The organism is Thiomonas arsenitoxydans (assembly GCF_000253115.1).
GTDB lineage: Bacteria > Pseudomonadota > Gammaproteobacteria > Burkholderiales > Burkholderiaceae_C > Thiomonas > Thiomonas arsenitoxydans.
In genome coordinates, this window is record NC_014145.1 from 3,451,281 (window position 1) to 3,469,931 (window position 18,651).

Sequence of the window (18,651 nt, forward strand, 5' to 3'; positions counted from 1 at the left end):
CGTCTCCTATTGGCCGTCGTTATTTCAGCATTTTCCAAGCGCCATTCTCGATTCGCACCATTGCGACGGCACGGTCGTCGAGGCCATTGTGATCAGTCGGGCTCATGTTGTAGATGCCATCTGCTCCAGCCACGTTCTTTAACCCTTCGATTGCATCGCGCAAAGCGGCGCGGAATGCGACCACATCGCTGGGCTGGGCCTTTTTCAGTGCGACGGGAATGGCGTGCTCAAGCAAGGTACCCGCGTCCCAGGCGTTGGCACTGAACTGCGACAACTGGTTCTTGCCGTAGGCCTTGTCGTAGGCGTCTGCGTAGCGCATCGCTGACTGCTTGATCGGACTATCTGGCGGCAATTGCGCAGCGACTACGCCAGGAGAAACAGGCAGGATGGTGCCGTTACAGTCGCTGCCGCAAACGCGCAGAAAGTCCGGATTGGCGACGCCGTGGGTTTGGTAAATCTGGCCTTTGTATCCAACTTGTTTGAGCGTGCGCTCAGGCAGCACGGCCGGCGTTCCGGAAGCGCCGATCAGCACGGCCTGCGGTTTGGCGGTCAAGATGTGCAGCGCTTGTCCGGTGACAGAGGTGGCCGTGCGGTTGTAGCTTTCGTTGGCAACTATCTTGATGCCAGCCGCCTCGCATTCCTTGGCAAAGTTGTTGTACCAGTCCTGACCGTATGCGTCATCAAAGCCGATGTAAGCGACGGTCTTGAACTTGTTTTGCGCCATATTCTTCACCACAGCGCGCGCCATCAGACCGGTGGTTTGGGGCGTGTTGAACACCCACAGGCGGTTGCCTTCCACCGGAAATACGATGTTGCGTCCAGCTGCGAGCGAGATGTTGGGCACCTTGGCGCCGCCAACGACATCAACCATCGCCAGCGAGTTGGGCGTGATCGATGAACCGATAATTACGTCAACTTTGTCCTCGTCGATAAGCTTCTTAGCAGCCTTGACCGCGGAAGTGGGGTCGGAGCCATCGTTCATGAAGACGTAGTCCATCTTCTGTCCGGCGATATCTTTCGGGAACAGTTCGACCGTCTTTTTTTCAGGAATGCCAAGCGATGCCGCCGGGCCGGTCTCCGAAAGCACGACGCCGACCTTGATATCGGCCCAGGCAGCAGATGTAGCTGCCAGCGAGATGGCCGCGGCCAAAATAATGCGTGAATACTTCATGGTTGTCTCCTATAAGTGTCGTCAGCGCACTTGGCGATTGACGTGGCAGATTCTGAGAACTGCAACACGTCTCGCAAGGCGTCCTCGTCCTGGGGCTATGCGCTCCGGGATTCCATCTGCGGCGTTGTAGCCGCTATCTGTTCAGATCGTGCGGCGCGTAACGCCGTGCGCAACACACTCAGTTTGCCGATGTGATTGGCCAGCAAAAGGATGAGTTTGGCATCGAGCAGAGCGCTTTGCTCAACACTCAAACCCTCATGCGCGTCCAGCAGTTCGGCGTAGAACGCGTCAGAGGCCATGTAGCCGTAAGGGCTGGGCTGCTGGTCATCAACGAAATGCGGTTCCAGAATCAGTTCCATGGTTTGCTTGGTTCAATGTCCGCATGCCCGGGCGAGTGCGGCGCGCACCTGTGCAGCATTGGGGTGGCGCCAGCGTGCGGCGATGTGTTGATCGGGTCGGATGAGGTAAATGGTGCCCTCTCTAGCGTCGTAGCGTTCGGCGGCGAAATGCCGCACATCGTGGAGCACGACGGCGCCTGGCAGAGTTCCGGGCTGTTCGGACACAACGACCCAACGCGTCGAAACCTGCCCTGAGCCCTGCGGATCTAAGTCGGTCAGCACGCTGCCAAGCATCTCCGGGCGATCAGTGAACAGCAGCAGGGTGAAGTCACCCCCCAATTCCTGCAACAACCAGCCGGGCTGACCGTCACGCTCAATCGGCGCGTCGTCCATTGGCGACCCCGGTCGCAGCAGGCAGTCGAAGTGATCGGTGTCGAGTGTGCACAGCGAAGAGTTCCATAGATGCGTGGGCGTCGACAATCTCCCCGAGTTCACCATCCCGCGGGCGAACGGGTAATGCGCCGCGAGTTGTAGCGTCGCGTCCCGGTAGCGTTGCGCCACAGGCGACTTGGGGGTGATGAAATCGGTCGATCGCGTCGAATTCAGGATGTTCTCGTCGGCGGCGGCGGTACGTTCGGCGTCGTAGCTGTCGAGCAGCGCTGCCGGCGCTTTGCCGCGCATCACGAGATCGAGCTTCCAGATCAAGTTGTCGATGTCTTGAATACCTGAATTGGCACCGCGCGCGCCAAATGGCGAAACCTGGTGCGCCGCATCACCGGCGAACAGCGCTCGACCCTGGCGGAAATGCGGCATGCGACGGCACTGGAAGGTGTAGACGCTCACCCACTCAAGTGAGAACTTTACGTCGTGGTAGCCCTTGTGATCGAGCATGGCGCGGATACGCGGTATCACTTGCTCGGGTCGCTTCTCTGCCTCGGGATCGGCGTCCCAGCCAAGTTGAAAGTCGATGCGCCAGATGTCGTCTGCCTGGCGGTGCAGCAGCACCGATTGACCAGGGTGGAACGGTGGATCGAACCAAAACCAGCGCTCAGCAGGAAAGTCGGCATGCATCGCCACGTCGGCAATCAGGAAGCGGTCTTGAAACACGCGCCCTTCAGCGTCGAAACCGAGCATTTTGCGTACCGGGCTGCGCGCCCCGTCGGCAACGATCAGCCAGTCTGCTTGAAGTCGGTAGCTGCCATCGGGCGTTTCGATGTCCAGCGTCACACCGTCCGCGCCGGCCTGCGCGGCAATGACTTTGTTCTTCCAGCACAACGCCACTTGCGGTAACTTTGCGATCCGGTCCACCAAGTATTGCTCAAGGTAATACTGCTGCAGATTGACCATGCCGGGACGACGATAGCTTGGCGCGTCGAGCAGAGCGAAGTGATAAACCTCGTGATCTTCATGAAACACCCGACCCGTGTTCCAGGTAACGCCCTTGTCCACTATGGCATCACCAACACCGAGCCGGTCGAAAATTTCAAGCGTTCGTTTGGCGTAGCACAGCCCGCGTGAGCCTAGGCTCACAGTGTCGTCTTCGTCTAACAGCACTACGTTCTGACCGCGCTGCGCAGCATCGATCGCCGCTGCGAGCCCGATCGGCCCAGCGCCTACCACCACAAGCGGCGCATGCGCTATGCCGACTCCAGGCGCAACGCCAGGTGGCAGGCGGCTCGGATACTGTGGATATGTGTAATGGGACAGCATGGCGCTCAGGCCTCAAGCTGCTTCCACATCTGCACATCGCGCTCGGCGGTCCAGATACGCGGATCGGGATACGCGGTGGCCTCGTCATAAGCGCGTGAGACGTCGAACGGCATGCAGTGGTCGAAAATCACCCATTTACCGTAGCGCGGCGCAAGCCGGTCATAGACCTCGCGATAGATTTGGCGCAAATCGGACTCGCTAGCGGCTGCGCCCCGTACGGCCTGGAACAACTCTTGGACAAACTCGCGGGTGCTATTCAGTCCAGCCTGGACCTGCTCGCGCCCCCGCAAGGCTTCGCCACGCCCGGGGACGAGTTGCAGGGGGTCGAGCGCAGCGAGCTTGTCGAGCGTGCCCGGCCAGTCCTGGAAGTAGGCATCTCCGGCGTAAGGAGTGGCATTGAACTCGACCAGATCTCCGGAGAACAACGTGCGCTCTTGTGGGAGCCACACGATGGTGTCGCCTGCCGTGTGTCCGCGTCCGGGATGGCTGATGCGAACTTCGACCTTGCCCAGCCAGAGCGTCATGTCGCTGCGGAAGGTGATGTTGGGCCAAGTCAGGCCGACGGGAATCGATTCGACATCGCGGAACAGCCGAGGAAAGCGGCCGATTTCGCTCGCTTTATCTTGTTCGCCGCGTTCGCGGATCAGCGCCAGGGTCTCTTCGCTGGCGATGATGTGCTCTGCACCGTAAGCACTGGCGCCGAGCACACGCACGGCGTGGTAATGGCTCAGGACGACATAATGGATAGGCTTGTCGGTGACGGTGCGAATGTGACGGATCACGTCCTGCGCCATCGCCGGTGTGGCCTGCGTATCGACAACCAGCACCGCATCGTCGCCGATCACTACACCGGTGTTCGGGTCACCTTCGGCGGTATAGGCCCAGGCATGTTCGGAAAGCTGACTGAATGTGATCTTCTTGTCGCCGAGATCAGCTTGCGACGCAAACGTTTTTTGCTGCATGGGGAGTCTCCGGATGGACAATTGAGTCCGGTTAAATTTTAATGAATTTTCTGAATTCAGCTTAGTGAATAACTAATTAGTTAGCATAGGAATAAACCCTAAACATGACCTCTTTCCCCACCGACGACAACCCCATTCGCGGCCCTCGTGGCATCCAGAGCGTCGAAGTTGGCGGTCGGCTGCTTTTGGCGCTGGCGCATGTCGGGCGTCCGCTGTCGCTCAAGGACTTGGCGCAAGAAGCCGATATGGCGCCAGGCAAGGCGCACCCCTACCTGGTGAGTTTCGGTAAGCTGGGGTTGATCGAACAGGACGCCGCGGGTCGTTATGGGCTTGGGCCGCTGGCGTTGCAGCTCGGGCTGATCAGCCTGCAGCAGTACGACCCCGTACGGCTGGCTACGCCGGTGCTCGCCGACCTCGCGCAGTCGACCGGTCACACGGCCTCGATTGCGTTGTGGGGTAACCGCGGCCCGACTATCGTGCGCATCGAAGAGGCGCCCAGCGCGGTCCACGTTCACATGAAGCCGGGCACCGTCGCCAGTCTGCTCAACACAGCCACCGGCAAGGCGTTCGCAGCGTTCCAGAGCCGCGAACGCGTGCTCGAAGTGCTGGATGCCAGACAAAAGGAGATCTTGCCGCCGGAATTTGAGGCCGAATTGGCGCAAATTCGCGCCTGTGGCGTGAGCCTTGCCGTCGATTCCATATTGGCTGGAATCAGCGCCATGGCCGCGCCGGTATTCGATGTGAACGGTCGAGCAGTAATGATCCTGACCTTGATTGGCCCGACCGTGGTGTTCGACACAAGGCCGGATGGCCCATTGGCCATCATGCTGCGCAGCTTCGCGCAAATGTTGTCTCGCCGACTTGGTTCGCCGACACCTCAGCCGGGCGTTTGAAGTTGCTTTCGTGGCGGGCCGTGGCATGCCTTCCTCAGCTTCCCTCGCGCTTGGCGACTAGCGTGAGAATGTCGTAGCTCGCGACCAGCTCTTCGTCTTGGTTGCGCACCTCGACATCCCACGCAACAACCCCCTGGCCACGTCCCTGGGCGTCAGTCTTGCGGCGGTCTATCTTGCGCTTACAAGTCAGCCGCGCGCGGATGGTGTCGCCGATGCGTACGGGTTTGACGAAGCGCAGCGTGTCTAGGCCGTAGTTCGCCAGCACTGGGCCGGGTGCCGGCGAGACAAACAGTCCGGCCGCTGCTGAGAGTACGAAATAGCCGTGTGCGATGCGCTGGCCGAAGGGCGACTGCGCCGCAGCGACGGCGTCGAAGTGCATATAGAAGTAGTCTCCGGATATGCCGCCGAAAGCGACGATATCCGCTTCGCTAACGGTGCGTCGGTGGGTGAGCAGCGATTCGCCAATCCGCAGCTCCTCGAAATACCGCCGGAAAGGGTGCACTTCGGTCTCGATACGTTCACCTCCGCGGACGTATTCGCCGACCACGGCGCCGACCATGGTCGGCGATCCCTGGATCGCTGCCCGCTGTAGATAATGCACGACCGCGCGCACTCCGCCAAGCTCCTCACCGCCTCCTGCGCGCCCCGGGCCACCGTGCTTGAGATAGGGCAGCGGCGAGCCGTGACCGGTCGATTCCATCGATGCTTCGGCGTCGAGCACCAGGATGCGGCCATGATGGACCGCTGCGCGGCGTGCGGCATGGGTGGCAATCGCAGGATCGCGCGTAGCGAGGGTAGTCACCAGACTGCCGCGTCCTCGGGCAGCTAGCGCCAAGGCCTCGTCGATATCGTCATAAGGCAACAGCGTGGCGACCGGCCCGAACACCTCGACCTCGTGAACGGCTTCGGCTTGCAGCGGTTGCTCGCACATCAGCAACGTCGGGGCGGCGAAGGCGCCGTCACCCGTCTCTACAGAGCGCATCGCAGGCAAGTTGGCGCCGTCGAATACCGTACTGCATACTTGGCGCAGCATATCCAGTCGCGAATGCACGTCAGCCTGCTGCGCTTTGCTGGCGAGCGGCCCCATCTGCACTTCGGCCTGCCTGGGGTCACCTACCACCAGCGCAGATAGTCGTTGTCGCAGCCGCGTCTGCAGGGCGTCAAGCTGGCGGCGAGGCACCAGGATGCGCCGAATCGCGGTGCATTTCTGCCCGGCTTTGACCCGCATCTCACGAACGACCTCGTCCGCGAACACATCGAACTCGGCATCTTCGGTGTTCACGTCTGGCGCGAGGATAGCGCTGTTGAGCGAATCTGCCTCGGCGTTGAACGGCACGCCGCGAGTGATCAGATTGGTATTGGCGCGAAGCGTCGCTGCGGTCGTCGCAGAGCCGGTGAAGGTCACCGCGTCCTGCCCGTCTAGGCGGTCGAGCAGATCGCCGGTTGCGCCGATGACCAGTTGCAAGCTGCCTTCGGGCAGTCCGCCCCATTGCAACATCAGCCGCACCAGCGCTTCGGTGAGGTAGGCAGTGCTTGTAGCTGGCTTGGCGATGCAAGGCATACCGGCCAGAAAGCTCGGTGCAAACTTCTCGAGCAAACCCCAAACCGGGAAATTGAATGCGTTAATGTGAACCGCCACGCCTTCTCTTGGCACCAGGATGTGGCTGCCGACGAAGTGTCCCTTCTTGCCCAACGCAATCGGAGGCCCTTCGTGTATGACGTTACCCCCAGGTAATTCGTTGCTGCCAATCGAGGCGTAGGCGAACAATGTTCCTATCCCGCCATCAATGTCAATCCAGCCGTCGGCGCGGGTGGCCCCGGTGCAGGTCGACCAGCGGTAGAGCAGTTCTTTGTTCTCACCGAGGAATTTCGCCAGCGACTTGAGTCGCTGTGCTCGCTCCTGGAAGTCAAGCGAGAGCAGGCCGCGCACGCCGGGGCCGCGGCCGTAGGCCAGGGCTGCCTCGAAATCAGGCCGCTCAGCGTGCGTGGAGGCCACCGGTGCACCGGTGGCGGCATCGCACAGAATCTGCGCGGGGGTGTTGCCGATCCAGGCGCCGGCCAGATAGCTTTGTAATAGGGGAGTTTCCATGTCGGTTTGCTGGTTTGAGAAGCCGTGTTCAGGTGGATCAGGGACGCTCGAGCGCCAGGGCCATACCTTGGCCAACGCCGACGCACAGCGTGGCCAGAGCCCGACGCCCGTTGTTGCGTTCGAGCTGACGCAGCGCTGTTAGCGCCAATCGCGCGCCAGACGCACCAAGCGGATGACCAAGCGCGATAGCGCCTCCGTTGGGGTTGACTTGCGACGCGTCGTCGGGAAGGCCGAGTTGACGCAGCACGGCGAGCGACTGCGCTGCGAACGCCTCGTTCAGCTCAATGGCGTCGATCGTCTCAAGCGACCAACCGATGCGGTCGAGCAGCTTGCGAGTCGCTGGAACTGGGCCCACGCCCATGACGCGCGGCGCAACCCCGGCGCTGCATGCGCCGACGATACGAGCCCGAGGTGTGAGCCCCCAGCGCCGCACCGCATCGTCGGAAGCGATCAGCAGCGCACACGCGCCGTCGTTGACGCCCGAAGCATTACCGGCGGTGACGCTGCCGCCGGGGCGTATCACCGCACGCAGTTTTCGCAGGTCATCGATGGTCGTGTCGCCACGGGGATGCTCGTCGCGCGTCACGACGACCGGATCACCCTTGGCGCGAGGCACCTGAACTGGCACGATCTCGCCGTCGAAAAAGCCAGCTTGCTGCGCCGCCAGACAACGTTGCTGCGAGCGCAGTGCGAACGCATCCTGATCGTCGCGGGAAATGTTGAATTCGGTGGCGACGTTCTCCGCAGTCTCGGGCATCGAGTCGATCCCGTACTGCGACTGAATGGCCGGGTTGACGAAACGCCAGCCGATCGTCGTGTCCTCGATGCGCGCGCTGCGCGAATAAGCGGTCTCCGCTTTGCCGATCACGAACGGCGCACGCGACATGCTTTCGACTCCGCCAGCGATGACCAGATCCGCTTCGCCGCAGCGGATCGCGCGGGCCGCTTGCGCCACGGCTTCCAACCCAGAGGCGCAAAGTCGATTCACCGTGCAGCCAGGAACATCGACCGGCAGGCCCGCGAGCAGCCCGACCATGCGCGCGACGTTACGGTTGTCCTCGCCGGCCTGGTTAGCGCAGCCGTAGAACAATTCGTCTGCAGTGCTCCAGTCGATGCCAGGATGTCGCCCGATCAACGCGCGAACGGGAATGGCACCGAGGCCGTCAGCGCGCACGGGAGCCAGCGCGCCGCCATAGCGGCCAAATGGGGTGCGCACTCCGTCGACGATCCAGGCTTGGCGTTCATGTGACATGGGTTTGTTCTCCTTCGGGTCGAATGACAGGTGTGATGTGCAGGCCGCTGACGCCATTGAGAAACAGGTCGGCGACCAACGGGGCTAGAGTGGGGTAGTCGAGCGGCTGTCCCGGTTTGAACCAGGTAAATAGCCAATTGATCATGCCGAACAGCAACATGGCCAAGGGCTTGTCCAGCGAGGCAGGTTCAAGCTCGGGGCGAGTTGCTGCGATCGCCCGGGCGAAATGTGCGACAACCTCACGCTCAATACCGAGAATGCGATCCCGGTCAACAGGTTCGAGGAAGCGCACGTCCTCGGTCAGTACGCGGTGCGCGTCCTGCGCGCTTGCGTATTCACGCACAAAACGTTCGATCAGCGCCTCTAAAAATCGCCTGGGTTCGCCGCACAGCGTCTCAACCTCCAACGTCACCTCAAGCAAGCGCCTCACGTGGGCCTCTGCGATGTGGGTCAGCAGTGCATACTTGTCGCGGAAGTAGTGATACAGCGCCGCCTTCGACAAGGCGCTGGCGTCAGCCACCTGATTCATCGACGTTGCGGCGTATCCCTGCCGTGCGAACAGACGCGCCGCATGCGCCAGAATGGCGGCACGCTGGTCGTCGTAATTGGCTGCGCGTCCTCGAGCCATGGATTTCAGCCTGCGTCAGGCCGTCCGAAGCGAAAAAACGATGCTCGGCTGGGCCGTGATCGAAGTGGGCGTATCAGCATCACTTCAACGATCATCAAATGAAATCTCGACCTGCTCGGTCAATGGATGCGACTGGCAGGTCAGGATGAATCCCGCATCGACGTCGGCTTTCTCCAGTGCGAAATTGCGGTCCATCCGTACTTCGCCGCACAGTAGTCTGGCCCGACAAGTACCGCAGACCCCAGAAGTGCACGAGAAAGGCAGATCCATCCCCGCAGCGATCGCGACGTCGAGCACGCTCGGATCGCCCTTGCGCACCTCGATTTCGCGGCGCTGACCGTCACGCACGATCATGACCCGACTGTGTGCAGCATCGCGAGATTGAATCTCGTGCATAGCGGCCCCGGCTTCGGGCTTACCCTGAGGCAGGTTGAAGCGCTCGATATGGATACGTTCGGACGCTACGTTGGCGGCTAGCAGCGCAGCCTCTGCGCCGTCGTTCATCAGGTGCGGGCCGCAGACAAAAGCATGATCGATGGTCTGCGGACGGATCGCCAGTGACAGAAACTGCCCGATGCGCTCGCGGTCTAGCAGTCCGTGGTGCAGAGGCGACTGCGCATTCTCCTCAGAGAACACATGGTGGATTTCGAGGCGCGATAAATAACGGTTCTTCAGATCCTCGAGTTCCTCCTTGAACATTGTCGAGCGCAGGCTGCGGTTGCCATAAATCAAGGTGAAACGACTTTGCGGCTCGCGGCCGAGCACAGTTTTCAAAATCGATAGAACTGGGGTAATACCGCTTCCTCCGGCAATCGCAAGGTAATGGCGTTTCTCCTCAGGATTGATCGGCACATAGAACCGGCCCTGCGGCGGCATGATGTCGATGGTGTCGCCCTCATGCAGGTTTTCTGCAATCCAGTTCGAAAACACTCCGCCGCGAACCTTGCGCACGCCAATACGCAACACGGCGTCGTCAACACCAGCGCAGACCGAGTACGAACGCCGCACCTCGGCACCGTCGATGGTCGCGCGCAGGTTGAGGTACTGGCCCTGGGTGAAGGCGAAGCGGTCGGCGAGGTCGTCAGGCACGTCGAAGCTGACGATCATCGCCTCGTCGGTGTCGGGCTCGACAGCGCGAACGCGCAGCGGATAGAAGCGGGTGTCCATGAAGGGGTTCTTTCAAATCGGCTTGAAATAGTCGAAGGGTTCGCCGCAGGTACGGCACCGCCACAGTGCCTTGCATGCGGTCGATCCGAACGCCGAGATTTGCTCGGTATCAGCGCTGCCGCAGCGCGGGCAAGACGGAGCGGGGACAGCGGCGCCACGAACGATACGGATCGGCACAGTCTCTCCCACGACGTGGGTCGGCGGGGCAATGCCGTACTCGCGCAGTTTGCGTCGACCCTCGTCGCTGATCCAGTCGGTAGTCCATGCTGGAGCGCGGCGCAGTGTCACCCGCACGGGGCCGAGTCCGGCCGCGTCGAGCGCTTCGATCACGCTTCGCTCGATCATCTCCGTGGCCGGGCAACCGGAATACGTCGGGGTGAGTAACACGTCGAGCGTGCCGTCGTCAGCCAGGTCAACCCCGCGAACCATGCCAAGGTCGCGCACCGAGAGCACCGGCACCTCTGGATCGGGAACAGCGTCAAGTACGACCCAGGCGCGTGCCGTGCGTTCTGTTGACGCACTCATCATTACCACACCCCACCGGGATAGCTGCGTTGCAGGTACTGCATTTCAGCAAGCATGTGGCCCATGTGTTCACTGTGGATGCCCATTCGACCTGTACTGAGGAAGGTTTTTTCGGCTGGGATCGCCAGCCCGGCGCTGTCAATCGCGTCGCGCATTGCGGCCATCCACGGCTCTCGCAGATCGGCCCAGCGCGGCCCAAGACCAGATGCAAACGCGGCTTCGTCGATTGCGTCGGGCTCGAACAGTTCGCGCGAATAGGGCCAAAGCCGGTCGAGCGCTGTTTCGATACGGCGACGCGATTCGGCTGTTCCGTCACCTAATCGCACCAGCCAGTCAGCAGCGTGCCGATGGTGGTAGCGCGCCTCCTTGACCGCTTTGCCCGCGACTGCAGCGACTTCGGCGTCGCTTGATGCCTGCAGCCGCATCCATAGCGGTTCGAGCAGTGCGGCAACCATCAGGTTGCGCACCGTGGCGATGGCAAAGTCGCCACGCGGCAGTTCAACCAGTGTGGGGTTGAGATAGTCGCGCTCGTCGCGCAGGAAGGCAAGTTGATCCTCGTCGAGCTGCTGCCCGCCGAGTTGGCCCGCACGAGTGAGGATGCCACGTGCCTGCCCAATGAGGTCAAGTGCGATATTGGTCAGCGCGATGTCCTCCTCGATGATCGGTGCGTGACCACACCATTCGCCCAGTCGCTGGGCGTGGATCAAGCACGTGTCAGCCAATCGAAGTAAGTAGCGCACCGTGGGATCGGTGCTGACGGTGATCGAATCTCGCATGGCGGGCGCCTCACATATGGTTGACTTCATCGGGCAGCTTGTAGAACGTCGGATGGCGGTACACCTTGTCTTCCATCGGATCGAAGTACATACCCTTGTCGCCTGGATCGCTGGCGACGATCTGGTCGGAGCGCACCACCCAGATGCTTGTGCCTTCCTGCCTTCGTGTGTAAACGTCGCGCGCCATTTCGATGGCCAGCTTGGCGTCGGGCGCATGCAGGCTGCCGCTGTGCTTGTGGTCGAGCCCGGCCTTGCTACGCACGAACACCTCCCACAAAGGCCATTCGTCGCGGCTATCGGCAGCTTCGGATTTTTCTGTTGAATGCATTGAGTTTCCCCTAGTAGAAAAGAATGGAGGATCAAGCGGCCTTGCGCTGCGTTGTTGATTTCGCGGCATGTGCCAGCGCCGCTTCGCGCACCCATGCGCCTTCGTCCCAAGCCTGAGCGCGATCAGCCAGCCGCTCTCGATTGCACGGTCCGTCGCCGCCCACCACCCGCCAGAATTCATCCCAATCGATTGGACCGAAGTCGAAATGCTCGCGGGCTTCGTTCCAGCGCAGTTCAGGATCGGGCAGAGAAACGCCGAGCACTTTGGCTTGCTGTACCGTGGCGTCGACGAACTTCTGCCGCAGATCGTCATTGGAAATGCGCTTGATGCCCCAACGCATGCTCTGCTCCGAATGGTTGCTGGCCTCGTCAGGCGGGCCGAACATCATCAGGCTCGGCCACCACCAGCGGTTCACTGCGTCCTGCACCATGTCACGCTGACGCGGCGTGCCGTCGCGCATCATCACCAGCAGTGCGTCATAGCCCTGTCGCTGGTGAAAACTCTCCTCGCGGCAGATGCGGATCATCGCTCGCGCGTATGGTGCATATGAACAGCGGCACAGCGGCACCTGGTTCATGATCGCCGCTCCGTCGACCAGCCAGCCGATGACACCGACGTCGGCCCAGCTCAATGTCGGGTAGTTGAAAATCGAGCTGTACTTGGCTTTGCCAGCGTGTAACTGATCGATCAGCTCGTCACGCGACACACCCAGCGTCTCTGCGGCGGCATAGAGGTAAAGGCCGTGGCCGCCTTCGTCCTGCACCTTGGCGAGCAAGATGGCTTTGCGCTTGAGGGTGGGTGCGCGCGTGATCCAGTTGCCCTCGGGCAACATGCCGACGATCTCGGAATGTGCGTGCTGGCTGATCTGTCTCACCAGCGTCCGACGGTAATGATCGGGCATCCAGTCTTTGGGTTCGACAAAAGCGCCGTCGTCGATCCGTGCTTCGAATCGATCAAGCAATTGCTGCTCGGTTGCCGACAGCGGAACGGACGGCTTACCGTCTCCCTTAGGCATTAGATCCATGGCTTGGGTATACATGCTGTTCTCCTTGATGAAGCAATGGGCGCTCGGTGCGTAGCGGTTTAGCCGCCTTTGTGGCGATGGTCGATGACACGCCGAGCCTTGCCGACCAGGGTCCGCTCGATCGAATCCGGCGGCAGCACGCAAACTCGAGTGCTGATCCCGACCAGGGTTTTGATGCGGTGCGTCAGCCAGTCGGCGATTTGCTGGCGCTCGGCGTCGCTGACATGGCCGAGCGTGGGCTGGAGCTCGCAGTGAACCTCGACTTTGTCGAGATGGCCGTCGCGGCTCAAGTGAATTTGGTATTGGCCCGAGAGCTTGTCGTGCTGGATCACGATCTCCTCGATCTGGGTCGGAAATACGTTGACGCCGCGAACGATGAGCATGTCGTCGCTGCGCCCAACGATCTTGCCCATGCGGCGGAAGGCGCGCGCAGTTGGCGGCAGCAGCCGGGTGAGGTCGCGCGTGCGATAGCGAATGATCGGCAGCCCTTCCTTGGTCAGCGTGGTGAACACCAGCTCGCCCTCGCTGCCGTCGGGCAGCGGTGCGCCGGTGATCGGGTCGATGATCTCGGGATAGAAGTGATCTTCCCAGATCACTGGCCCGTCCTGAGTCTCGACACATTCGCAGGCGACCCCCGGGCCCATCACCTCGCTCAAGCCATAGATGTCGACCGCTTTCAGACTGGCCTTGGATTCGATTTCGCGCCGCATCGCCTCAGTCCATGGTTCGGCGCCGAAAATGCCGATACGCAGCGAACAGTCGCGTGCGTCCAAGCCCTGGCGCGCGAACTCCTCAATGATCACCTGCATATAGCTCGGGGTGACCATGATGATGTCGGGCTGGAAGTCGCGAATCAACTGCACCTGCTTCTCGGTTTGACCGCCCGACATGGGCACCACGGTACATCCCAGTCGCTCGGCGCCGTAGTGCGCCCCCATACCCCCGGTGAATAGCCCGTAGCCATAGGCCACATGGACGATATCGCCTGGTTTTCCGCCAGCAGCCCGGATTGAGCGGGCAACCAGGTTCGCCCAGGTATCGATGTCGCGCTGCGTGTAGCCGACGACGGTCGGCTTGCCGGTGGTTCCGGACGAGGCATGGACTCGAACAATGCGCTCGCGCGGAACCGCGAACATGCCAAAGGGATAGTTGTCGCGCAGGTCAGACTTGGCAGTAAAAGGAAACTTTGCCAGGTCCTCAAGACTGTGCAGATCGTCAGGATGCACCCCCTTGGCATCGAAGGCGCGGCGATAATGCGGTACGTTTTCGTAGGCGTGGTGCAACGTCCAGCGCAGGCGGTCGAGCTGCAGCGAGGCGATCTCGTCTCGGCTGGCGGTCTCGATCGGTTCCGGTTTAACGGCTGTGGCGACGGGGCTCAGCATGATGGTCTCCTCATTTGTTGGTGTCGTCGTGGACGTCGACTACCGCCTTGCCACGCAGCCGGTAAGAGCGGCCGCGGAACAGGGCGACGCGTTCTCCGCGCTGATTGCTGACAGCGACGTCGTAAATGCCGGTACGGCCTCTGGCCGACTGTTCATGGCACTCGGCATCGAGTACGTCGCCTTCATTGGCTGGCGCCAGGAAGTCAACACTTAGTCCAGAGGCGACGGTGACTTCGTTATGGGCATTGCAGGCATAGGCAAAGGCAGTATCGGCCAGAGTGGTGATCAACCCGCCGTGGCAGATGGCGAAGCCATTGAGCATGTCTCGGCGCACCGTCATGCGGGCGCGCGACGTTCCAGGGCCGACTTCGACGATGGCGATGGAGAGCGCTCGCGTTGCATAGTCGTTCTCGTGCATACGATCACGCACGCGCTCGGCGAGTTCCTGCGCGGACAGATTGACAGTTTCGTTCGGAGTGACTTGCGGTTCAGGCATCGAGAGCAGCTCCAGTCCAGCGGGCAGCAGACAGTCGCGGCGCAGCCCGGTAGCGAAAATCGCCATAGTGATCGAATAGGTTGTGCAGCAGTGCGTGTACGCGCGCTGGGCCCAAAGTCTGACCCCAGACCAGCGGGCCGCGCGGGTAAGCCGTGCCGAGCCTCATCGCGAGATCAATGTCGGCAGCGCGCACCGCGTTCCAGCTCGCCAGATCGGCGGCTTCATTGACCAGCATCGCGACGATTCGCGCGACGACCAGCCCGGCAACGTCAGCCAGTTCGATCAATTTCAAGCCAGTCATCGCAAGCGCCGCGGCAAGCACCGCGAGATCAGATCGCGCCGCGTCTGTTGCGCATGCTCCAAGTAGCGGCGTGCTTGCGAAGTCAAGTGCCAAGTCGAGCAGTATCAGGGAAGGGCACGACTCCTCCGCAGCACGCTGTGCGGCAATTCGCCCGTCCGTTAACACTACCGTGGCCGCACCGACACCGAGAGCATCTTCCGGTAGCAGCGAATCCAAGACGAGCGCAACTCCAGCTTGGCGCAGCCGGTCGACCAAAGGGGCGAGCGACTTCAGCACCGCGGCATAGCGCACCATCGGAAGCACATTGGCGGGCTTTGTTGCTTCGACTTCTGGCACGGTAGTTGCGCCATCCCGGTATTGATACACACCGTTGCCGCTTTTACGGCCGAGACGCCCGGCGCGAACCAGTTCTTGTTGCATCAGAGCCGGTGCATAGCGCGAGTCGTATCCGGTACTGCGGAACACTGACTCGGTCACAGCCAGGTTGATGTCGTGGCCGATCAAATCCATTAGCTCGAATGGTCCGAGGGCGAATCCACCGCACTGGCGCAACAACGCGTCGATTGCAGCCGCGGGAGCGGCCCCCTCAGCCAGCAACCGCCACGCCTCGGCGTAGTAAGGGCGCGCGACGCGGTTGACGATGAAGCCAGGTCCGTTTGGCGCGACTACTGGGATCTTTCCCCATTCCTGCGACAGGGTGCGTAGAGTTTCGACCACCGAAGAATCGGTCTGCAAACCAGGGATGATTTCGACCAATTTCATCCTTACCGCGGGATTGAAAAAATGCCATCCGGCGACACGCTGAGGTCGGTGTAGCGCAGCGGCGATGGCCGTGATCGATAGCGACGAGGTATTGCTCAGAAGCAGCGCATCGTCGGCGACGAACGCTTGGACGCTGCCTAGAATCTCCTGTTTCGCAGAGAGATCTTCAGTGATCGCTTCGATCACGATGCCGCTACCCCGACCGGATTCAATGTCGTTGGTGGGCTGAATGCGCTCGAATATGGCTTGACGCTGTTCCGGGGATAATTTGCCGCGGGAAACTGCGCCGTCGAGATCGGCAGCGATTGCTGAGAGGGCGCGCTCGAGCGCAGGGGCTCGAGTGTCGTATAGACACACAGCATGGCCAGCCTGCGCGGCAAGTTGTGCAATTCCGGCGCCCATGCTGCCGGCTCCCAGAACCCAAACACGAGATCGTGCTGTCATCATGGCATCCATTTATCGATCCGTGAACCGAGGCTGGCGTTTTTGCTTGAACGCGGCGACGCCTTCGGCATAATCGGCAGCAAAACCCAACTCTCGCTGTGCGGCAGCCTCAGCATCAAGCGCCTGCCCCAAAGTGCTGCAAGACCCTGCGTCGATCAGCTCTCTTGCGCGCACCAGAGCCCGCGTGGGCAATGCAGCCAAGCGAACGGAAAGCTGACTCACCGCATCATCAAACATGTCGTCTTCAACCGAAGACCAGATCAGTCCAATCTGTTCGGCGCGTTCGGCGCTGATTTTTTCGCCTAGCATCGCCAGCCCCACCGCTTGTGCGCGGCCGACCAGTCGCGGCAGTGCCCAGGTCGCGCCGCTGTCAGGAATCAATCCGATCCCGGAGAACGCCTGGACGAAGATCGCACTGCGCCGCGCCACCACCAGATCGCACGCCAGCGCTAACGAAGCCCCTGCACCAGCTGCGATACCGTTGACCGCCGCAAGCGTCGGTACAGGCATTGACCGTAATCGCAGCACCAACGGCTTGTAGCCAGTTTCGATCACTGCGCCCAGATCTTTTGGCGTGCCGTCTGGAGCAACCGCGGGATCACGAAGATCTTGTCCGACGCAGAACGCACGCCCCGCGCCGGTGAGCACGACGCAACGCACTGCAGCGCGCGAGGCGACGGCGTCAAGCACGTGCAGCAATTCGGCCATGAGCGCCCCACTCAGCGCGTTCAAAGCATCGGGACGGTCTAAGGTGATGCGGACCACTGATTCGGTCTGATCGACGCGCAGAGCTGTTTGAGTGTGACTCATCACAAAAATAGGGGAAGTGGCATTGCGGCATGTAGGCTGCTTACCAGAGCAGTCAAACAGTATTGACCAACCGGTCGGTCAATACTAAGCTTGCAAAATCGTTGATGCAAGTCAAATTAAACTCAGGAAAAACCCTAAGGAGACGCTACAGTGCCCAGCTATGCCATCGAGGGCGTGATCCCAGTCGTCGATCCGACCGCCTATGTTCACCCTTCCGCCGTCTTGATAGGCGATGTACAGGTCGGTCCCGGTTGCTACGTCGGCCCTTGCGCCAGTCTGCGCGGCGACTTTGGCCGCATCGTGCTGCACGAGGGCGCAAACATCCAGGACGGGTGCGTGATGCACGGTTTCCCCGGGCATGACACCGTGGTCGAAGTCAATGGACATATCGGCCATGGCGCTGTGTTGCACAGCTGCATTGTGCGTCGCGATGCGATGGTCGGGATGAACGCCGTCGTCATGGACGACGCCGAGATCGGCGTGCAGGCGATCGTTGCAGCCTGCGCTTTTGTGCCTGCGGGAATGGTGGTTCCCGCACGCATGCTGGTGGCTGGAATGCCCGCCAAGCTGCGCCGCGAATTGAGCCCGGAAGAGATCGCCTGGAAACTTGAAGGTACTCGCACCTACCAGGATTTGGCTCGGCGCTGCCATGCCTGCCTACGTGAGGTTCAACCGCTAACTGCGCTCGATGCGGGTCGACCCGCGCTGCGCGCGCTACAAGTTGAGCCCTTGATCGCGTTGCGTCGCAAAGAAGGAGTGCAATCATGATGCAGCAGCAGGCTTACACCGATTCAACTGAACTTCGCGTTCAGGTAAGTGCGTCCGGGCTAGCTGTCGTCACTCTTAACCGCACGCAGGTACACAACGCCTTCGATGAAGCACAGATTGCGCGAATGACGAAGGCGTTCGAGGCGCTCGGCACGGATGAGACGGTGCGTGCTGTTGTGCTGCGTGGCGCGGGTCAGCATTTCTGCGCGGGCGCTGACATCGGTTGGATGCGCCGTGCAGCACAGGCCGACGAAACTGAAAACATCGAGGATGCCCGGCGGTTCTCGAACATGATGCGCGCTGTCGCCTATTGTCCAAAACCAGTGGTCGCAGTGGTACAAGGCGTGGCCTACGGAGGTGGAATGGGACTAGCCTGCGCTGCCGATATCGTGCTTGCTGCGGACAACGCTCGGTTTGCGCTCACCGAAGCCAAGTTTGGCATCTTGCCAGCGGTGGTCGGCCCATATGTAGTTAACGCGATAGGCCGTCGTCAGGCGATGGAAATGGCGCTAACTTGCCGGGTGCTGTCGGCGCAACAAGCGCTGTCGATTGGTCTGGCACATCAGGTCGTCGCGCCCGAGGCAATCGATGGTGCGTTGCTCGAGATCTTGCGCGGTTTACTTCGGAGCGGTCCTGCAGCGCTGCGCGAAATTAAGTCATTGTTTAGCAGTCTGCCGATCCGGCCAGTCGACGACGCCACTTCGAAAGTGACCGCGCAAACTATTGCACGTGTGCGCGCAACTGTCGAGGCGAGTGAGGGCTTCGCCGCTTTCGTCGACAAGCGCGATCCGAGCTGGGTCGCAGAGCCGGAATTGATCTGAACCG

General features: G+C 61.2%; 19 protein-coding genes. 3 read left to right on the forward strand and 16 right to left on the reverse strand.

Annotation, left to right across the window (positions count from 1 at the left end; genetic code table 11):
• Positions 1–19: 19 nt before the first annotated feature.
• The 4 genes from THI_RS16335 to THI_RS16350 form a co-directional block, all read right to left on the reverse strand.
• Positions 20–1,171: an ABC transporter substrate-binding protein gene (locus THI_RS16335; protein ID WP_013107377.1), complete on the reverse strand. Its 1,152-nt coding sequence runs from the start codon at positions 1,169–1,171 to the stop codon at positions 20–22.
• Between the two features lie 95 nt (positions 1,172–1,266).
• On the reverse strand, positions 1,267–1,530 hold the full coding sequence (locus THI_RS16340) for a DUF2783 domain-containing protein (RefSeq protein WP_013107378.1): 264 nt from the start codon (positions 1,528–1,530) through the stop codon (positions 1,267–1,269).
• Positions 1,531–1,542: 12 nt separating this feature from the next.
• Positions 1,543–3,219 carry an FAD-dependent oxidoreductase gene (locus THI_RS16345; RefSeq protein WP_013107379.1) on the reverse strand — a complete coding sequence of 559 codons (1,677 nt, stop codon included), beginning with the start codon at positions 3,217–3,219 and terminating at the stop codon, positions 1,543–1,545.
• 5 nt (positions 3,220–3,224) lie between these two features.
• Positions 3,225–4,181 (reverse strand): MBL fold metallo-hydrolase, encoded by a 957-nt coding sequence (locus THI_RS16350; RefSeq protein ID WP_013107380.1) that lies wholly within the window; start codon positions 4,179–4,181, stop codon positions 3,225–3,227.
• 104 nt (positions 4,182–4,285) lie between these two features.
• Here THI_RS16350 and THI_RS16355 point away from each other — a divergent pair, with 104 nt between their 5' ends.
• The gene (locus tag THI_RS16355; RefSeq protein WP_013107381.1) at positions 4,286–5,074 is read left to right on the forward strand and encodes an IclR family transcriptional regulator; all 789 of its coding nucleotides are present in this window, start codon (positions 4,286–4,288) and stop codon (positions 5,072–5,074) included.
• A 34-nt stretch (positions 5,075–5,108) separates the two neighbouring features.
• Here THI_RS16355 and paaZ read toward each other — a convergent pair whose 3' ends face one another.
• The 12 genes from paaZ to THI_RS16415 all read right to left on the reverse strand — a co-directional run bounded on the left by paaZ (position 5,109) and on the right by THI_RS16415 (position 17,058).
• Positions 5,109–7,163, reverse strand: a complete 2,055-nt coding sequence (paaZ, locus tag THI_RS16360; RefSeq protein ID WP_013107382.1) for a phenylacetic acid degradation bifunctional protein PaaZ — start codon at positions 7,161–7,163, stop codon at positions 5,109–5,111.
• A gap of 37 nt (positions 7,164–7,200) precedes the next feature.
• Positions 7,201–8,415 carry a 3-oxoadipyl-CoA thiolase gene (gene pcaF, locus THI_RS16365; RefSeq protein WP_013107383.1) on the reverse strand — a complete coding sequence of 405 codons (1,215 nt, stop codon included), beginning with the start codon at positions 8,413–8,415 and terminating at the stop codon, positions 7,201–7,203.
• Positions 8,405–9,043 carry a TetR/AcrR family transcriptional regulator gene (locus THI_RS16370; protein WP_013107384.1) on the reverse strand — a complete coding sequence of 213 codons (639 nt, stop codon included), beginning with the start codon at positions 9,041–9,043 and terminating at the stop codon, positions 8,405–8,407. Before THI_RS16370 ends, pcaF begins: the two co-directional genes overlap by 11 nt.
• An 84-nt stretch (positions 9,044–9,127) precedes the next feature.
• The gene (paaE, locus tag THI_RS16375) at positions 9,128–10,210 is read right to left on the reverse strand and encodes a 1,2-phenylacetyl-CoA epoxidase subunit PaaE (RefSeq protein ID WP_013107385.1); all 1,083 of its coding nucleotides are present in this window, start codon (positions 10,208–10,210) and stop codon (positions 9,128–9,130) included.
• Positions 10,211–10,222: 12 nt separating this feature from the next.
• Positions 10,223–10,735, reverse strand: coding sequence for a 1,2-phenylacetyl-CoA epoxidase subunit PaaD (gene paaD / locus THI_RS16380; protein ID WP_013107386.1), 513 nt, complete (start codon positions 10,733–10,735; stop codon positions 10,223–10,225).
• A gap of 2 nt (positions 10,736–10,737) precedes the next feature.
• Complete coding sequence (gene paaC, locus THI_RS16385; protein ID WP_013107387.1) at positions 10,738–11,511, reverse strand: 1,2-phenylacetyl-CoA epoxidase subunit PaaC; 774 nt, start codon at positions 11,509–11,511, stop codon at positions 10,738–10,740.
• A 10-nt stretch (positions 11,512–11,521) separates the two neighbouring features.
• Positions 11,522–11,839: a 1,2-phenylacetyl-CoA epoxidase subunit PaaB gene (gene paaB, locus THI_RS16390; RefSeq protein ID WP_013107388.1), complete on the reverse strand. Its 318-nt coding sequence runs from the start codon at positions 11,837–11,839 to the stop codon at positions 11,522–11,524.
• Positions 11,840–11,870: 31 nt separating this feature from the next.
• Positions 11,871–12,878, reverse strand: a complete 1,008-nt coding sequence (gene paaA / locus THI_RS16395; RefSeq protein ID WP_013107389.1) for a 1,2-phenylacetyl-CoA epoxidase subunit PaaA — start codon at positions 12,876–12,878, stop codon at positions 11,871–11,873.
• A gap of 44 nt (positions 12,879–12,922) precedes the next feature.
• Positions 12,923–14,245 carry a phenylacetate--CoA ligase PaaK gene (gene paaK, locus THI_RS16400; protein WP_013107390.1) on the reverse strand — a complete coding sequence of 441 codons (1,323 nt, stop codon included), beginning with the start codon at positions 14,243–14,245 and terminating at the stop codon, positions 12,923–12,925.
• A gap of 10 nt (positions 14,246–14,255) precedes the next feature.
• On the reverse strand, positions 14,256–14,741 hold the full coding sequence (gene paaI / locus THI_RS16405) for a hydroxyphenylacetyl-CoA thioesterase PaaI (protein WP_013107391.1): 486 nt from the start codon (positions 14,739–14,741) through the stop codon (positions 14,256–14,258).
• Entirely contained in the window at positions 14,734–16,260 is a 1,527-nt protein-coding gene (locus THI_RS16410; RefSeq protein ID WP_013107392.1) for a 3-hydroxyacyl-CoA dehydrogenase, read from the reverse strand. Before THI_RS16410 ends, paaI begins: the two co-directional genes overlap by 8 nt.
• Positions 16,261–17,058: an enoyl-CoA hydratase-related protein gene (locus THI_RS16415; RefSeq protein WP_013107393.1), complete on the reverse strand. Its 798-nt coding sequence runs from the start codon at positions 17,056–17,058 to the stop codon at positions 16,261–16,263.
• Between the two features lie 150 nt (positions 17,059–17,208).
• Between THI_RS16415 and THI_RS16420 the strand changes: the two genes are divergently transcribed.
• Entirely contained in the window at positions 17,209–17,826 is a 618-nt protein-coding gene (locus THI_RS16420; protein WP_013107394.1) for an acyltransferase, read from the forward strand.
• Positions 17,823–18,647 carry an enoyl-CoA hydratase-related protein gene (locus tag THI_RS16425; RefSeq protein WP_013107395.1) on the forward strand — a complete coding sequence of 275 codons (825 nt, stop codon included), beginning with the start codon at positions 17,823–17,825 and terminating at the stop codon, positions 18,645–18,647. Before THI_RS16420 ends, THI_RS16425 begins: the two co-directional genes overlap by 4 nt.
• Positions 18,648–18,651: the final 4 nt, after the last annotated feature.

Bases quoted from the DNA above. Each gene is read 5' to 3' on its own strand.
- THI_RS16335 (WP_013107377.1), bottom strand. From the start codon at position 1,171: ATGAAGTATTCACGCATTATTTTGGCCGCGGCCATCTCGCTGGCAGCT.
- THI_RS16340 (WP_013107378.1), bottom strand. From the start codon at position 1,530: ATGGAACTGATTCTGGAACCGCATTTCGTTGATGACCAGCAGCCCAGC.
- THI_RS16345 (WP_013107379.1), bottom strand. From the start codon at position 3,219: ATGCTGTCCCATTACACATATCCACAGTATCCGAGCCGCCTGCCACCT.
- THI_RS16350 (WP_013107380.1), bottom strand. From the start codon at position 4,181: ATGCAGCAAAAAACGTTTGCGTCGCAAGCTGATCTCGGCGACAAGAAG.
- THI_RS16355 (WP_013107381.1), top strand. From the start codon at position 4,286: ATGACCTCTTTCCCCACCGACGACAACCCCATTCGCGGCCCTCGTGGC.
- paaZ (WP_013107382.1), bottom strand. From the start codon at position 7,163: ATGGAAACTCCCCTATTACAAAGCTATCTGGCCGGCGCCTGGATCGGC.
- pcaF (WP_013107383.1), bottom strand. From the start codon at position 8,415: ATGTCACATGAACGCCAAGCCTGGATCGTCGACGGAGTGCGCACCCCA.
- THI_RS16370 (WP_013107384.1), bottom strand. From the start codon at position 9,043: ATGGCTCGAGGACGCGCAGCCAATTACGACGACCAGCGTGCCGCCATT.
- paaE (WP_013107385.1), bottom strand. From the start codon at position 10,210: ATGGACACCCGCTTCTATCCGCTGCGCGTTCGCGCTGTCGAGCCCGAC.
- paaD (WP_013107386.1), bottom strand. From the start codon at position 10,735: ATGAGTGCGTCAACAGAACGCACGGCACGCGCCTGGGTCGTACTTGAC.
- paaC (WP_013107387.1), bottom strand. From the start codon at position 11,511: ATGCGAGATTCGATCACCGTCAGCACCGATCCCACGGTGCGCTACTTA.
- paaB (WP_013107388.1), bottom strand. From the start codon at position 11,839: ATGCATTCAACAGAAAAATCCGAAGCTGCCGATAGCCGCGACGAATGG.
- paaA (WP_013107389.1), bottom strand. From the start codon at position 12,878: ATGTATACCCAAGCCATGGATCTAATGCCTAAGGGAGACGGTAAGCCG.
- paaK (WP_013107390.1), bottom strand. From the start codon at position 14,245: ATGCTGAGCCCCGTCGCCACAGCCGTTAAACCGGAACCGATCGAGACC.
- paaI (WP_013107391.1), bottom strand. From the start codon at position 14,741: ATGCCTGAACCGCAAGTCACTCCGAACGAAACTGTCAATCTGTCCGCG.
- THI_RS16410 (WP_013107392.1), bottom strand. From the start codon at position 16,260: ATGGATGCCATGATGACAGCACGATCTCGTGTTTGGGTTCTGGGAGCC.
- THI_RS16415 (WP_013107393.1), bottom strand. From the start codon at position 17,058: ATGAGTCACACTCAAACAGCTCTGCGCGTCGATCAGACCGAATCAGTG.
- THI_RS16425 (WP_013107395.1), top strand. From the start codon at position 17,823: ATGATGCAGCAGCAGGCTTACACCGATTCAACTGAACTTCGCGTTCAG.